This is a genomic window from Pseudoalteromonas pernae (assembly GCF_039831865.1).
Classification (GTDB): Bacteria; Pseudomonadota; Gammaproteobacteria; order Enterobacterales; family Alteromonadaceae; genus Pseudoalteromonas; species Pseudoalteromonas pernae.
This window is the reverse complement of the sequence record NZ_JBDODM010000008.1, coordinates 159,833-173,238: the sequence shown is the minus strand read 5'-3', so window position 1 is coordinate 173,238 and position 13,406 is coordinate 159,833. Positions and strand designations below refer to the sequence as shown.

Genomic DNA, 13,406 nt, shown 5'->3' with positions numbered 1-13,406 from the left:
TCAGGAATTTAGCCAGAGCAAAGTGATCTCTAAACGGCGGTTATTTTGCGCTCAATCTAATAATACTCATTATTACCGTATGACACTTCCAGCGTGTTGCTTCCTTGGCGCACTGGCTGACCACACATTTCGTCGTAAGCGCTGTTTTGACGCAAGACCATCTGATGATAGGAAATGTGCTCAAACAGTTTTTGAATGTGTAACGGACTGTGCGCTTTCAAACAAACGCCTTCATGGTCTTTGACATAATATTCAACGTTGTTAATAACCACCGACACTTGGTACAAGGCGCAGTCTAACGAGTGAATAATAACTCTTTGCAGTGGTTGCAGCTCGACAAGCTGCGTGAGTGTGATGCCCATATTCACCTCCTTAAGTTAACCAGTTTTACGCCCTGTGTTGACGATAAGATCAATCCCCCTAGGATATAGTAGAGATGATATGATGCGCTCAGCGCAATCAAGTAATACTGTTATGAGTGAACCTATTCGTCTTGCAAAATATCTGTCACACGCGGGGGTGTGTTCTCGCCGCCAGGCATCTCGACTTATTGATGCGGGCGTAGTCAAGGTGAACGGCCGATTGGCAAATCATATAGACCACGTCTCTGAGCAAGATCAGGTTGAGGTGGAAGGTCAACTGGTTCAGGGCTTGGCGCCAAAATATTACTTTGCCTATCACAAACCCGTTGGCATTGATTGCAAACTCAAAGCTGATGACCCTACGAGTCTTATTCATCACCTCCCTGCACAAGGGCGTACTTACCCCATAGGCAGGCTCGACAAAGATTCCCGCGGCTTATTAATCCTCACCAACGATGGCGAGCTATGTCATCTCCTAGCCCACCCGGATCACCACCATGAAAAAGAGTATTGGGTCGAAGTGGATAAACCGCTTGATAATGATTTCTTTGCGCAGATGAGCGAAGGCGTACCTGTCGATGGGCAAATCACCAAACCATGTGAATGCACCCCTCTAGCAAACACGCGATTCAGAATCGTCCTCACCCAAGGCTTAAACAGACAGATCCGCAAAATGGCACGCCATTGTGGCTACAAGGTCATCGATTTACTCAGAGTTCGTGTTGGTGAATACGAACTGGATACACGCCGCGTTCCACAAGGACAATACCTAGAACTCAGTGCTAATGAAGTTGATTTGTTGAAAAAATAACTTGCACAATTGGACTACAAGTGTAATCTTAATTTTGAGGATTACATTTGTGAGCAAAGTTATGATCGAATTATCAAAAGCTGAGTTTGAAGTCATGGAAGCGCTGTGGCTAGGCTACCCAGCCAAATCGAGTGAAATCATTGAACGCTTGAGCGACGACACCGAATGGCATGAAAAAACCATCAAAACACTGCTAGGTAGACTTGTTAAAAAACAAGCGGTTAGATTTGAAAAAGAAGGTCGTATATACAACTACCGCCCAACCATTGGCCGCGAAGACTATACCCTCAAGCAAAGCCAAAATTTAATTCAACGTTTCTTCAGTGGTCGTATCGCGCCGCTTGTCAGTGGCTTTGCGAAAACGGAGCAACTCTCGCAGCAAGACATCAATGAACTCAAAGCCGTAATCAAAGAGTGGGAAGACAAACAAGGAAAGTAATATGTTCGCATGGATCATTTCACAACAGGTTCTGATTTGCGCTGTTTTACTCGCACTCATCCTTGTTGAGCGCTACGCGCTAAAACCACTCAGCGCCCGTTTTATTTATTGTCTGTGGTTGCTGGTACCAGCGGCACTAGTCGCACAAAGCTTAGAGCTTTCGCAACCAATCACCTCGCCCGTGGCGGTGAGCAAATACCTAGTAACACCACTACAACACGCTTCCTCAGCCCTAACTATGAGCTGGGAGGTAGTATATTGGCTAGTTGTAAGTATCTTGCTTGCTGGGGTGAGCTACCAACATTTGCTATTTCAGCGTCATATCGATGCTAAATTAACATCCCCATCGCTCACCACGGCGGACAAAGCGGTGCCAGTTTATGCCAGTCGCCACATCAACTCCCCGATGCTGGTTGGCTTTATCCGCCCGCGCATCGTGTTACCGCACAATTTAGTCGAACAAAGTACTGCTGATGCGCTAGCCATGATGATCGAGCACGAATATGTGCACTTAAAACGCCACGACAACATCATAAACGCACTGGCACTGATTGCAGTGACTTTGATGTGGTTTAACCCAGTGGCTTGGTTTGGCTACCTCAGCTTAAGACGAACTCAGGAGCTCTCCTGTGACGAGCAGGTATTAGCAAAAAAATCTGCTAGACAGCGCTTGCTGTATGGCAAATCTATGGTCGAGTGCGCAAGTCGTTCACAACTGCATAGCTTGGCTTATTCATACTACGGAGATAAAAACATGATGTTACAACGCTTATATAACATGCAATCAGCTAATAAAGGCCACATCATCGCTAAGATGCTGAGTATTCTATTGGCGGTGAGCAGTTTAACCTTGATTGCCACAGTGCAAGCTGGTGATGGCCATAAAGCCAAGAAAGAATCGCAAAGTGGCGTGGCGCCTATCGTTCGCATTGAACCTAAATATCCAATTGAAGCGGCAAAGCAAGGTATTTCTGGTTCCGTTGTGCTGCGTTTTCAAATCGCCAATGATGGTTCAGTTACAGATATCGCAGTGGTTCAGTCCACACCTGAAGCAGTGTTCGATAAAGTAGCCATCGAGGCTTTAAAAAAATGGAAGTACAAGCCGATTGCTAACCCAGAGCAAGAGCAGTTAGTGCAACTCGATTTTAAATTGAATGAAGAGGTGAAATTGCCAGAACTGACTGAGCGCATTAATGTGACATCGCACTAATTCACTGCGCTTAAGAGTACAAAGCAAGCTCCTTTTTTTAGGCGCTTGCTTTGTGTTTTTAAAAAAGTTTAAACCGAATCGACACATGCACACTCTTTATAGTTAATACACAGTCATTTTTGAGCACGGATGCAGCTAAATCTAACAATAATTCGCGCCCAAGCGGGATGTGAAACAGCCTTTAAACAAGTCTATGAAACCTTCAGCGCGACAACCCTGAGTTATCTTTCTCAACTAGGGGTGCAAAGGCAAGATCTTGATGATGTACAACAGCACATTTGGCTCAGTGTATACAAACAACTGCACACTCTTTCTTCTCCATACGCTTTCAAACGATGGTTACTTCGAATTGCGCATCACAGTGCCTACAAAAAACTCAAAGAGCCCAAAGAAGTTGAAATAACAGAAGAATTAATGGCATCGCTCACTCTCATAGACGAGCACTTAGATAGCGAATATAGCCTTGATATGCTCGAAGTGTTACCTCGACATTTCAGGGAAGTTATTTACTTATTTTATTGGCTAGACCTGAGCTGTGCTGAAATTGGAATGATCTGTAATTTACCCACAAACACGGTCAAATCGCGCCTCTTTCACGCCCGAAATAAATTAGCCGATTCTGCACACATCAAACATCTAAAACAGGAGCGTTCTCATGACGAACCAACTCAATCCGTTACTGCAACAAATTAATCGCGATAAGAAAATTTACGTCACCATGCTGGGCATTAGCTTCATCGCCTGGCTATGTACATTGGGTTGCATGCTATTTATTGGCTACACCGAGTACCTTGAATATCTGCGTATACAAAGCAGATTCAGTGTTGGCATGGCACAAAAGGGCGACGTTAATGCTGCACTCGCAAGTTTAGGCTATGTCGCTCTTGGCATTTCCATGATGGTAGCCGCACTTACCACAGTGATCGTGTTAGTGCGCCAGCGCAGCGCGTCTTTACAAGACATACAACTGCGCTTAGCACTTGTTGAGGAAATGATTGCAAACAAAAACTAGCGTTAAATACTCAACGCAATCATCGCAACTGGGCAGGCCAGTGACACTGCCCAAATCAGCGAGCGCACAACGTGCCAGTTATACCAATAACACACGCAGTAAAGTGCGCGGGAGACAAGGTAGCTGATAGCCAGAGCGTCAATTAGTTTGCCTTGGGTATTGGTACCTAGCACTACCGCAATAGCCACAGCAAACACGATTAAAGACTCAAAGCTATTTTGGTGTGCGGCCAATGCACGAGCGCCAAAGCCGGTGAGCGCTTGTTGTTGCGCACGGGGATGACGATTGTCATATCCTCCTTCTGCATTTTGTGCCCATGCCAAAGGCGCTTTAGCAAGGTAGGGGATCAAACACGCGATCAAGGCGCAAATTACCACTGTACTCATCGTTTACTTTCCTTATTGTTTTTTTCATTGTGCGTGGGTTTGCTGCCAAGCTCAATGCCACGCGTTACATTATTTATAATTCCACTAAAACCAATAAGTTGGTATTAAAAACAACACAAAGGTTAAATAATTGTAAATTATTTCTTGCATTTGTACCTGTTTGGTCTATTTTCTGATCGGAGGTCACTCCTCCAACCTGATAGATATAATTACAATCAACAGGAACACACATGAAATTTAAAATACTCTCAACCCTACTAGCACTGGGTTTAGGCCAAAGTGCTATCGCGGCGCAAGGGGTCGCATTTGTACATGGCACGGGGCAGCAAACTGATGCCTACAATGACTATTGGACTGGCAGTTTCGTTAATACCGTGCGCCAAGGTTTACCTAACACCAGCAATTACACCGTGATTAATTGCGATTTCGAACAATATATGTGGGCCGATGGTGCTGCAGGTTGTTTAGCCTCTCAGCTCACGTCCTTTATAAACAATAAAAATATTACTGAGCTCACACTGATCACCCACTCCAATGGCGGTAATGTGGTGCGCTGGATTTTGTCCAACCCCACGTGGGATAGCCGCTACCCCAATATCATCAATAAAGTCACCCGCACCATTGCACTCGCACCCTCTAGCGGCGGTACGCCGCTGGCTGACGCTGTGGTCGCAGGCAACACCTTTGAGCAAAGCTTGGGCTGGCTTTTAGGCTACGGCAACGATGCAGTTAAACAACAACAAGTATCGTGGATGGCATCATATAATGCGCAATGGCTATACGGCACACCGAATCGTCCAAGTTTACCATCACGCTTCGAAACGGTTGTTGGCAGTGACGTAGACTCCGCAATCTGGGATAGCGACAGCTACTGTGGCGGCTACCAAAATCAGGTGGCGCTGGAGGTTACTCAAAACTGGTTAGACAGCTGTTCCGACGGCTTCTTAAATTGCAGCTCGCAATCGTTAGCCGGTGTTTTGTGGTTTAAAGACAAATCGCGCACCCGTGGCAGCGAACCGCTGAGCCATCAACAAAGCCGCCGCAATTGCTTTGGCTTAGCTGACATGCTGAAGAACCGAATCTAGGAGCCCAATGATGAAAACAACAATAACCACTCTTTGCGCTGCCATGATGCTAACTAGCGCTGGCGCTTTGGCCAACGCCAATGAGCAAACCGTGTATCAATTCCCGCAAGTGCAATCGGCACCGGCAACACAATTGCAAACACTGGAAAAAGACAGTGTAGAGTACTGGCAACAGGTATCGGGTAAAGAGCTCAAGCGCGGTGTGCCGGTCTTTGTGCACCAAGCCGATCACCTTATACGCGTTGCACCTAAAGCGCGTTTTGAAAACGGTGAAGTGATCAAGCCCTATGATCTGCAGCTGGATAAGTTTTCAGTGCGCGATGCGAACAGCCAAATGCAATTACCCATGCAGGCGCTAGCCGCTCGCCAACAAATGCAAGAAGCGGGCTTTAGCGATGGCAGCGTGGGCCTAAAACTTGGGCAAGTGAATGGCAAAGGCAAACCCATGCTGCAAACAAGCCAAGCACTCAATGACAACGATATGTATCTCGTACACGTCGTTGAAAAGGGCTCGAGTAACGCATTACACGCCAAAACAGCGTTCAAATTGCAGCAGCATCAACAAAAACTAGCGATGCAATTGAAGATGGGGCAACAGCGTCTAAAAGACAAAGATGTGCATCTCACACTGGTAAGCCCTGAAGGTGAGCACATTGCAGCTCAATACCAAAATGGTGAAGCCGTGTTCGCACAACCGCTTAGTTATATTGGCGCAGCGCAAGGCTACTATGAACTCGAAGCCACAGTGAATACCGTTATCAATGGTCAAGCAGTGAAGCGTTCGGTGAAAATGCCTTTCGTACAATCTGAGCAGACCATCACCATGCAAAACGCCAAGGTGCAGTCGTTAGGCAATAACCGTTATCAAGCAAACGTGCCGGTTGTAGTCGAAGATGATGGCCGCTTCGCCATCCGCGCAACGCTCACTGGACGCGGCGATAACGGGGAGCGCGTTAAGTTGGCGACAGTGGAAGTGGCAAAAGCAATGAGTGGCAGTGACACATTCGTCATGCCTTTCACCGCCTCAGCCGCTGCAAAGGCACCATTTGAGCTCGTTGATATCGAATTAACAGACCAAACGCGAATGTTGAAGTTTGCACCTGGGCAGTAACATTTCGTGGTTGTGACCAACCTTAAAGCCGGCCTAAATCGCCGGCTTTTTTATTGTAAATCAAGACGCATAAAGCGACTGTTTGGATCGAGTTGATAATCCGCAAACGGCGCGCAATCGACAAAGCCAAACTTTTTATACAGCTGATGAGCGGGCACAAAATAATCCTGCGTACCCGTTTCCAAACTAATTTTGTTGAACCCTTGCGCTGTTGCGAAGGCATAGATGTGGCGCAGCAATAATGAACCTACACCCTTGTTTCTATGCTCTGTAGCAGTGCGCATTGATTTGAGTTCAGCTTCAGTATTACTTAAACGTTTGAGAGCGACACAACCAGCCAGTTCATCACCACTCCACGCGCTGAAAAAAGTAATATCCGGCGATTTAAGTGCATCCACATCCAGTGCATGCACACTCTCAGGTGGCGAAGTGGCATACATATCGGCAAGGTGCTCGCGCAACAAGGCGATCACTTCACCCCCTTTTAAATCGTCTAACTTTATTTCCATCGCCTACCCTCTAAATACAGCCCGCAGCGTTAGAATAAGTAAGTTAATTGCGCATTGTCCAACTGATTATCAAATTACCTTCCACCGTCAGGGTTTTGTGGCCTGAAGCTGCACCCTATCAAGAGTAGTCAATAGCAGGGAAATGACGCCAAACCACTTGCCTTTATCGGCTACCGTATTCATACGAACACCATCAGAAACTCTAACTTTTCATAATATAATCAGAAATATAGCTTCCATTAAGTGTTTATATGAGGTACAAATTAAATGACCGCAAACTGAGCATTAGGTTTTTATAACATGGAGAAATATATACTTGGATTTACGGCTGGGATGTCCATTGTCCCCTTCGCTTATTTAGTCGATAAAATTCAAAACAGTACGGAATTTTACGCATCCTTGCTTATCATTCCGAGTTTGGTTGTCACCATAACTTTATTTATTGCCCTGAAGATAGATTCCAATAACTCTGAGTAGCCCGTCACCGAGATATGTGAAGTGAATAATGAATATGTAAATTACTCATTCGCCACCCATTTACCTCCATGTTATGTTGATGTTTTGCTCACTCGATAACGACTATGGCTTGGATCTTATTCACTTTTTTAGCCGCATTTAGCCAAAGTTGGCGTAACGCCTTACAAAGTAAATTAAGTCAACATACCGCCAGTCTTGCGGTTACTTTAGCGCGCTTTATCCTTGCTGGCCCTATTGCTGCGTTGTATCTCGCTGTTCTCTATCAGTTTGAACCAGCTCCTGCTTTACAACCCTCTAGTTCCTTTGCTTTTTACATTGTGGGTGCTGCTGTTATGCAAATTATCGCCACCGCGTTAATGGTTAGGCTCTTCAAGATGAATAACTATGCCGTAGGTGCAGGATTGGCCAAGAGTGAGGCACTCGTGGCAGCGATTCTGGGCATGTTGTTCTTTGGCTCCGCGCTAAGTGTGCTCGGATGGTTTGGTGTTATCTTGGGCGCGGTTGCGGTTATGCTGCTAAGTGGGCCGAGTATTCGTGGTTTGAATTTAAAAACGGTGTTGATGGGTTTGGCCTGTGGCACCAGCTTCGCCCTGACTTCACTGTGGGTGCGCGAAGCCAGCTTATCGTCTGGATTGATGTTTCCGCACAGCGCCGCTTGGGTATTGTTACTGGTGATCAGTTTGCAAACCTTGATGTTGCTTGTTTATCTTGGCATTAAAAACAAAGCAGCCCTTGTGAGCCTGTGGCACCATAAAGGCTTAACCTTGTGGATAAGCCTAACCAGCTGTATTGGCTCTATTGGTTGGTTTAGTGCTATGAGTTTACAGCATGTGGCTTATGTAAAGACGCTGGGGCAAATCGAGGTGTTTTTCACCATAGCGATTTCATATCTATGGTTGAAACAACCGGTAAAACGCCGCGACAGCGCAGGCCTAGTCCTTATTGCCTTAGCCGCTATCGCGGTGATGTGGGGGTAACTTGTATATACAAGCCCCGATTTTACTAATGGGCTAATTTTAAGGTGATCACTCCCGCGATAATCAAGAGCACACCGAAGTAACGCATTAACGAACTGCTATCCCCATAAAAGAATACCCCAACTAAAAAGGTACCTGCGGCGCCGATACCCGTCCATACCGCATAGGAGGTCCCCATAGGAATCGTCTTTTGTGCAAGCCATAGTAAAAAGCCGCTGATGGCCATAAACACCACGGCCATGACAATACCAAGCCAACGGGTTTGTGGTTCCTGTGCCAGCTTTAAGCCAACAGGCCAACCAATTTCAAACAAGCCTGCGAAAATAAGATACACCCACGCCATTAGCTTTTACCCTTTACGAGATTCACGCTATATAAATCGCCACGACGATCTTTGAGGTTGCGAACGGTTCCTTCACTGTGCAGGATTTTCAGTTTATCCATATCCAAATCTGAGAACAGCAACATCTCGGTATTTGGTGTAGCTTCGTTTAAACAGGCGTCATGAGGAAATGAAAAATCAGACGGCGTCAGCACCGCAGCTTGTGAGTACTGTACATCTAGACTTTCTACTTCAGGCAAGTTACCCACACTGCCCGCAAGCACAACATAACACTCGTTTTCGATAGCACGGGCCTGGGCACAGTGGCGCACACGCAAGTAACTGTTTTTGGTGTCAGTCCAAAATGGTACGAACAAAATATCCAAGCCTTGCTCAGCCAAAATGCGCGACAATTCAGGGAATTCCACGTCGTAGCAAATCTGAATGCCGACTCGCCCTGCATCCGTTTCAAACACCGCCACACTGTCGCCACCTTGAATAACCCAGTCATTGGCTTCGTGCGGAGTGATATGGATCTTACGTTGTTCATCTACCTTACCGCTGCGATGACACAGATAACTGACGTTATAAATGATGTCGTTTTCTGCCACCGGCATTGAGCCCGTGATGATATTGGCATTGTATTCAACCGCCATACGCGACATGGCTTGTACAAAGGTTTCGGTGTATTCGGCTAAGAAGCGAATTGCCTCAGTTTGGCTACGGTGTTCTTTCAAGCCCATTAGCGGCGCATTGAAGAACTCAGGGAAAAGAATGAAGTCACTTTGGTAATCAGACACAGTATCAACAAAGTACTCGACCTGTTTAAGTAGTTCTTCAACGCTGTCGACCAAACGCATTTGCCACTGTACCGCACCCACTCGCACGATGGTCTTAGTGCTTTCAATTACGCTGTCTGTCGGTTCGAAGAGAATGTTGTTCCACTCCAGCAAGGTCGCGTAACCCACCGATTCCTCGTCCTCGGGGAGGTACTTTTTGAGCAGTCGCTTAACTTGAAAATCATTTGATAATTGGAAAGTCAGAATAGGGTCGTACACTTCCTTACGATCGACCTTTTCAATGTATTCCATCGGCGACATTTGCTTGTTGTAGTTGTGATAAAGCGGAATTCGCCCCCCAGCTAAAATGGCGCGCAGGTTATATTGGCGGCACAATTCCTTACGGGCATCATAAAGACGTCGACCCAAGCGCATGCCTCGGTGCGTTGCGGCAATGGCAACATCCAGCCCATACAGGGCATCACCATTAGGGTCGCTGAATACTCGGTCATGTGCATCGACGATATCATCATAGGTATGTGGGTTAGAAAAGCGACTGTAATCAACTTGCACACTCAGTGCTAAGCCAACGAGTTTGCCATCATCAACAATACCGATTTGCCCTTCAGGGAATTGGTCAATCAGTCTGAAAATCGTATGGCTCGGCCAAGCCCCTCCCAACTCAGGGTAAGCCTCATCCATCAACTGCTTGATTTGTGGATATTGCTCTTTCGATAAATTACAAATCGCTAAATGGGTTTTCTCGAGGGACATTCTGGACTCCTATAATTCAATTCCTTTTCATTGTGGCGATAATCATGACAAAACGAAAGGGGTGTTCGATTATTCGCGATGGAAGGCATAACGATTGATGTTCGAAAATGCCATCATAATATCACGCGCATAATTTACCCTAGGGTGCGCCAACGCTCCCTTGCGCCAAGCCAAGTAAATATTATTCTCAGGCCCCTCAGGACCAAGACGCACCAACCTGCCCGTACGCAAATCTTCGTAGCACAAGTAATCTGGCAATACGGAGTAACCCACGCCTGTGCGCACAATTCCGGCTAACGCGCGGATATCTGGGCAAGTAGCAATAATCTGCGAGCGACAATGGGCTTTAAATACTACGTCAAAATACTCACGAATGAGCGGCAATTGCGTGTTGTAACTCACCACTGGCAGAGTATTTAAAAGATTAGCATCCACCTCCTTGCTTGGCAGTGAATCCGCCAGCAACTTATGCGTCACCAGCATTAAGCGTTCACTATCAAGCACTTGGTAATCATACATAGTGCTATCTGGCAGCGATGCAGTAATAGCCAGATCAGCGGTGCCATTGTCCAGTGCTGAATAAATTTGTTCACGATTGCCAGGGAGGATCACCACATCGACATGACCACCTTGCAGCAAATTCGCCAACTGCGCCGAGGCCACATAGCTAATGTATTCCGCAGGACCTGCTAAAGTAATAGTGCCGCGTACTTCATTAGAACGACTGCGGGTGGAAGCCATCTTCTGCTCAATAGCATCGAAGTGCCCACCAATTTGCGCAGCCAACTCATGAGCTAGGTTTGTCGGCTCAACCCCTCGATGACGCCGTGTGAACAAGGTCTTGCCGACCGTCGACTCAACACTTTGAATATGCGCAGTGGCAGCAGGTTGTGAGAGGCCAAGATTCTTCGCCGCTCGAGAGATATTGAGGCAGCGATAAACCTCAACAAAGGTTCGTAATTGCACAAAATAGGACATAAAGTGATATCAGATATTTTATATCTAACCTAAATTAAACTGAATTCTACTTATTATAGAGCTTAGCTACACTGTATGCATTGTTCATTCATTTGTATCAACACAATCAAATAAGGAGCGACTCATGCGCTTTGTAAAATTAACAGCTCTGCTAGGAGCCTTGCTAGCATTCGCAAACCCAAGCTTTGCTGAGCAACAAAAAGAGCAGGTATTGGTATTGCTCTCAAGTGAAACCCAGATGCAGCTAGCAGACGGTAGCAGCTATGAAACAGGTTACTACCTTAACGAATTCGGCGTGCCAGCAGATGAACTGCTCAAGGCGGGTTATGAATTGGTACTCGCTACACCGAAAGGCAACGCACCAGCGGTGGATAAAAACTCTGTACAAGCCATGTATTTTGGTGGCGATGAAGCAGAAATGGCACGCATTGAAAAAGTGATCGCAAACTTACCGGGCATTAACGACACACATACACTCAAAGAGGTGATTGATAGTGGCTTGGGTAAATTCAGCGGGGTGTTCATTCCAGGTGGACATGCACCGTTAATTGATTTAGCTAACAACGCAGATGTTCGCACTATTTTGCAGCACTTTCATGAGAAAAGTAAGCCAACTGCTGCAATTTGTCACGGCCCGATAGCCTTATTGTCAGCCCAACAATCACCTGTTGAGTACGAGCAAAATATCGCCCAAGGTCAATATGCGCAAGCAACCGATTGGTTATACGACGGTTATAAAATGACGATTTTCTCTAATCCTGAAGAGGCGATTTTTGAAGGTTCATTAAACGGTAAGAAGCTACGTTATTACCCTGCAAAAGCAATGGCAACTGCGGGCGGTGATATGAAGTTTGCCGGCGAATGGCAGCCCAATGTAGTGGTAGACCGCGAACTAATTACTGGTCAAAACCCTTTTTCAGACAAGCAATTAGCAAAAGAACTTATTTCTGCGTTGAAACAGCGTAATTAATAGGAATTAACGATGTTAAATTTTGAATTTAAAAACACCACAGAAATTCTCTTTGGCGAAGGCCAAATCAAGCAGATTAAAAAACGCTTAAAGCCGACTGACACTATTTTGTTTTTATACGGTGGCGGCTCAATCAAGAAAAATGGCGTTTACGATGACGTTATCAATGCCCTAGATGGCTTCAACTATGTTGAGTTTGCGGGTGTTGAGCCTAACCCAACATACGAAACACTCAGTGAAGCGTTGAGTGTGGTTAAAGAGCATAATGTCACCTTTATTCTCGCAGTCGGCGGCGGCAGTGTGATCGATGGCGCAAAATACATCGGTGCAGCAGCACATTACGATGGCGATGGCTGGGATATATTAGTAAATGGCGCACAGGTGAAAAGCGCACTGCCAATTGGTGCCGTCTTGACGCTGCCAGCGACAGGCTCTGAAAGTAATGGCAACTCGGTGGTAACCAAAAAAGCAACGCAGCAAAAACGTGCGTTTGGTTCTGAGATTGTGCAGCCTCAGTTTGCGGTACTCGACCCCACTTACACCTACTCACTACCCAAGCGCCAAGTGGCCAACGGTGTGGTGGACGCGTTTGTGCATGTAATTGAGCAGTACCTTACGTACCCTGTGAATGCACCATTGCAAGATAGGTTTGCCGAAGGCATTTTATCAACATTGATTGAGCAAGGCCCATTAGCATTAGCAGAGCCGCAAAACTATGACGTGCGCGCCAATATCATGTGGTCTGCAACCATGGCGCTCAACGGGCTGATCGGTAAAGGCGTGCCACAAGATTGGGCGACACATATGATAGGCCACGAGCTCACTGCGCTTTATGGTTTGGATCATGCGCAAACCTTAGCAATCGTGTTACCTGCATTGATGTTCGAGAAAAAGACGCAAAAACGCGAGAAAATCCTGCAACTAGGTCGTCGTGTATTTGCCCTTGAGAACGCCGATGAAGATGCACTGGTTGATGCGACAATCAAAGCCGTTCAAGACTTTTTCGAACAAATGGGCGTAAAAACGCGCTTAGGTGATTACGACCTCGGCGAGCAAGCAGTCGATGCAGCGATTAGCAACTTAACGCGCAACGGTTTAAACGCTTTGGGTGAGCACGGTGACATTACTCCTGATGTCGCAACCAACATCCTTAAGCTGGCACTGTAAAAGGCACAATAAGGCCGCATAGCGGCCTTTATCCCCA

16 protein-coding genes are annotated in these 13,406 nt (G+C 46.3%); 10 read left to right on the top strand and 6 right to left on the bottom strand.

The window, feature by feature from the left end:
• Positions 1-56: 56 nt before the first annotated feature.
• Entirely contained in the window at positions 57-362 is a 306-nt protein-coding gene (locus V1358_RS16775) for a DUF6482 family protein (RefSeq protein ID WP_347394278.1), read from the bottom strand.
• 112 nt (positions 363-474) lie between these two features.
• On the opposite strand from V1358_RS16775, the gene V1358_RS16770 reads away from it, so the two are divergent.
• The 5 genes from V1358_RS16770 to V1358_RS16750 all read left to right on the top strand — a co-directional run bounded on the left by V1358_RS16770 (position 475) and on the right by V1358_RS16750 (position 3,834).
• Positions 475-1,173: a pseudouridine synthase gene (locus tag V1358_RS16770; RefSeq protein WP_347391530.1), complete on the top strand. Its 699-nt coding sequence runs from the start codon at positions 475-477 to the stop codon at positions 1,171-1,173.
• 61 nt (positions 1,174-1,234) lie between these two features.
• On the top strand, positions 1,235-1,612 hold the full coding sequence (locus V1358_RS16765; RefSeq protein WP_347394277.1) for a BlaI/MecI/CopY family transcriptional regulator: 378 nt from the start codon (positions 1,235-1,237) through the stop codon (positions 1,610-1,612).
• 1 nt (position 1,613) lies between these two features.
• Positions 1,614-2,822 (top strand): M56 family metallopeptidase, encoded by a 1,209-nt coding sequence (locus V1358_RS16760; protein WP_347394276.1) that lies wholly within the window; start codon positions 1,614-1,616, stop codon positions 2,820-2,822.
• Positions 2,823-2,951: 129 nt separating this feature from the next.
• Positions 2,952-3,515, top strand: a complete 564-nt coding sequence (locus tag V1358_RS16755) for an RNA polymerase sigma factor (RefSeq protein WP_347394275.1) — start codon at positions 2,952-2,954, stop codon at positions 3,513-3,515.
• Positions 3,478-3,834 (top strand): hypothetical protein, encoded by a 357-nt coding sequence (locus V1358_RS16750; RefSeq protein WP_347394274.1) that lies wholly within the window; start codon positions 3,478-3,480, stop codon positions 3,832-3,834. Before V1358_RS16755 ends, V1358_RS16750 begins: the two co-directional genes overlap by 38 nt.
• A 2-nt stretch (positions 3,835-3,836) precedes the next feature.
• On the opposite strand, the gene V1358_RS16745 is transcribed toward V1358_RS16750, so the two are convergent.
• Entirely contained in the window at positions 3,837-4,220 is a 384-nt protein-coding gene (locus V1358_RS16745) for an MAPEG family protein (protein ID WP_347394273.1), read from the bottom strand.
• 230 nt (positions 4,221-4,450) lie between these two features.
• Here V1358_RS16745 and V1358_RS16740 point away from each other — a divergent pair, with 230 nt between their 5' ends.
• A complete protein-coding gene (locus tag V1358_RS16740; protein WP_347391526.1) occupies positions 4,451-5,305 on the top strand; it encodes a hypothetical protein in 855 nt (284 codons plus the stop codon).
• A gap of 7 nt (positions 5,306-5,312) precedes the next feature.
• A complete protein-coding gene (locus V1358_RS16735; protein WP_347394272.1) occupies positions 5,313-6,416 on the top strand; it encodes a DUF4785 domain-containing protein in 1,104 nt (367 codons plus the stop codon).
• Positions 6,417-6,466: 50 nt separating this feature from the next.
• Here V1358_RS16735 and V1358_RS16730 read toward each other — a convergent pair whose 3' ends face one another.
• Positions 6,467-6,925, bottom strand: a complete 459-nt coding sequence (locus V1358_RS16730) for a GNAT family N-acetyltransferase (protein ID WP_347394271.1) — start codon at positions 6,923-6,925, stop codon at positions 6,467-6,469.
• 581 nt (positions 6,926-7,506) lie between these two features.
• Here V1358_RS16730 and V1358_RS16725 point away from each other — a divergent pair.
• Entirely contained in the window at positions 7,507-8,379 is an 873-nt protein-coding gene (locus tag V1358_RS16725) for a DMT family transporter (RefSeq protein WP_347394270.1), read from the top strand.
• Between the two features lie 25 nt (positions 8,380-8,404).
• On the opposite strand, the gene V1358_RS16720 is transcribed toward V1358_RS16725, so the two are convergent.
• The 3 genes from V1358_RS16720 to V1358_RS16710 form a co-directional block, all read right to left on the bottom strand.
• Entirely contained in the window at positions 8,405-8,722 is a 318-nt protein-coding gene (locus V1358_RS16720; RefSeq protein WP_347391520.1) for a DMT family transporter, read from the bottom strand.
• On the bottom strand, positions 8,722-10,254 hold the full coding sequence (locus tag V1358_RS16715) for a GNAT family N-acetyltransferase (protein WP_347391519.1): 1,533 nt from the start codon (positions 10,252-10,254) through the stop codon (positions 8,722-8,724). The genes V1358_RS16720 and V1358_RS16715 overlap by 1 nt, the downstream gene beginning before the upstream one ends.
• 69 nt (positions 10,255-10,323) lie before the next feature.
• Positions 10,324-11,220 carry a LysR family transcriptional regulator gene (locus V1358_RS16710; RefSeq protein WP_347394269.1) on the bottom strand — a complete coding sequence of 299 codons (897 nt, stop codon included), beginning with the start codon at positions 11,218-11,220 and terminating at the stop codon, positions 10,324-10,326.
• A gap of 136 nt (positions 11,221-11,356) precedes the next feature.
• Here V1358_RS16710 and V1358_RS16705 point away from each other — a divergent pair, with 136 nt between their 5' ends.
• Both V1358_RS16705 and V1358_RS16700 read left to right on the top strand, forming a co-directional pair.
• Positions 11,357-12,202 (top strand): type 1 glutamine amidotransferase domain-containing protein, encoded by an 846-nt coding sequence (locus V1358_RS16705; RefSeq protein ID WP_347391517.1) that lies wholly within the window; start codon positions 11,357-11,359, stop codon positions 12,200-12,202.
• 12 nt (positions 12,203-12,214) lie between these two features.
• Entirely contained in the window at positions 12,215-13,369 is a 1,155-nt protein-coding gene (locus V1358_RS16700; protein ID WP_347391516.1) for an iron-containing alcohol dehydrogenase, read from the top strand.
• Positions 13,370-13,406: the final 37 nt, after the last annotated feature.

Coding starts and splice junctions, on each gene's coding strand:
- V1358_RS16775 (WP_347394278.1), bottom strand. CDS start 362: ATGGGCATCACACTCACGCAGCTTGTCGAGCTGCAACCACTGCAAAGA.
- V1358_RS16770 (WP_347391530.1), top strand. CDS start 475: ATGAGTGAACCTATTCGTCTTGCAAAATATCTGTCACACGCGGGGGTG.
- V1358_RS16765 (WP_347394277.1), top strand. CDS start 1,235: ATGATCGAATTATCAAAAGCTGAGTTTGAAGTCATGGAAGCGCTGTGG.
- V1358_RS16760 (WP_347394276.1), top strand. CDS start 1,614: ATGTTCGCATGGATCATTTCACAACAGGTTCTGATTTGCGCTGTTTTA.
- V1358_RS16755 (WP_347394275.1), top strand. CDS start 2,952: ATGCAGCTAAATCTAACAATAATTCGCGCCCAAGCGGGATGTGAAACA.
- V1358_RS16750 (WP_347394274.1), top strand. CDS start 3,478: ATGACGAACCAACTCAATCCGTTACTGCAACAAATTAATCGCGATAAG.
- V1358_RS16745 (WP_347394273.1), bottom strand. CDS start 4,220: ATGAGTACAGTGGTAATTTGCGCCTTGATCGCGTGTTTGATCCCCTAC.
- V1358_RS16740 (WP_347391526.1), top strand. CDS start 4,451: ATGAAATTTAAAATACTCTCAACCCTACTAGCACTGGGTTTAGGCCAA.
- V1358_RS16735 (WP_347394272.1), top strand. CDS start 5,313: ATGATGAAAACAACAATAACCACTCTTTGCGCTGCCATGATGCTAACT.
- V1358_RS16730 (WP_347394271.1), bottom strand. CDS start 6,925: ATGGAAATAAAGTTAGACGATTTAAAAGGGGGTGAAGTGATCGCCTTG.
- V1358_RS16725 (WP_347394270.1), top strand. CDS start 7,507: ATGGCTTGGATCTTATTCACTTTTTTAGCCGCATTTAGCCAAAGTTGG.
- V1358_RS16720 (WP_347391520.1), bottom strand. CDS start 8,722: ATGGCGTGGGTGTATCTTATTTTCGCAGGCTTGTTTGAAATTGGTTGG.
- V1358_RS16715 (WP_347391519.1), bottom strand. CDS start 10,254: ATGTCCCTCGAGAAAACCCATTTAGCGATTTGTAATTTATCGAAAGAG.
- V1358_RS16705 (WP_347391517.1), top strand. CDS start 11,357: ATGCGCTTTGTAAAATTAACAGCTCTGCTAGGAGCCTTGCTAGCATTC.
- V1358_RS16700 (WP_347391516.1), top strand. CDS start 12,215: ATGTTAAATTTTGAATTTAAAAACACCACAGAAATTCTCTTTGGCGAA.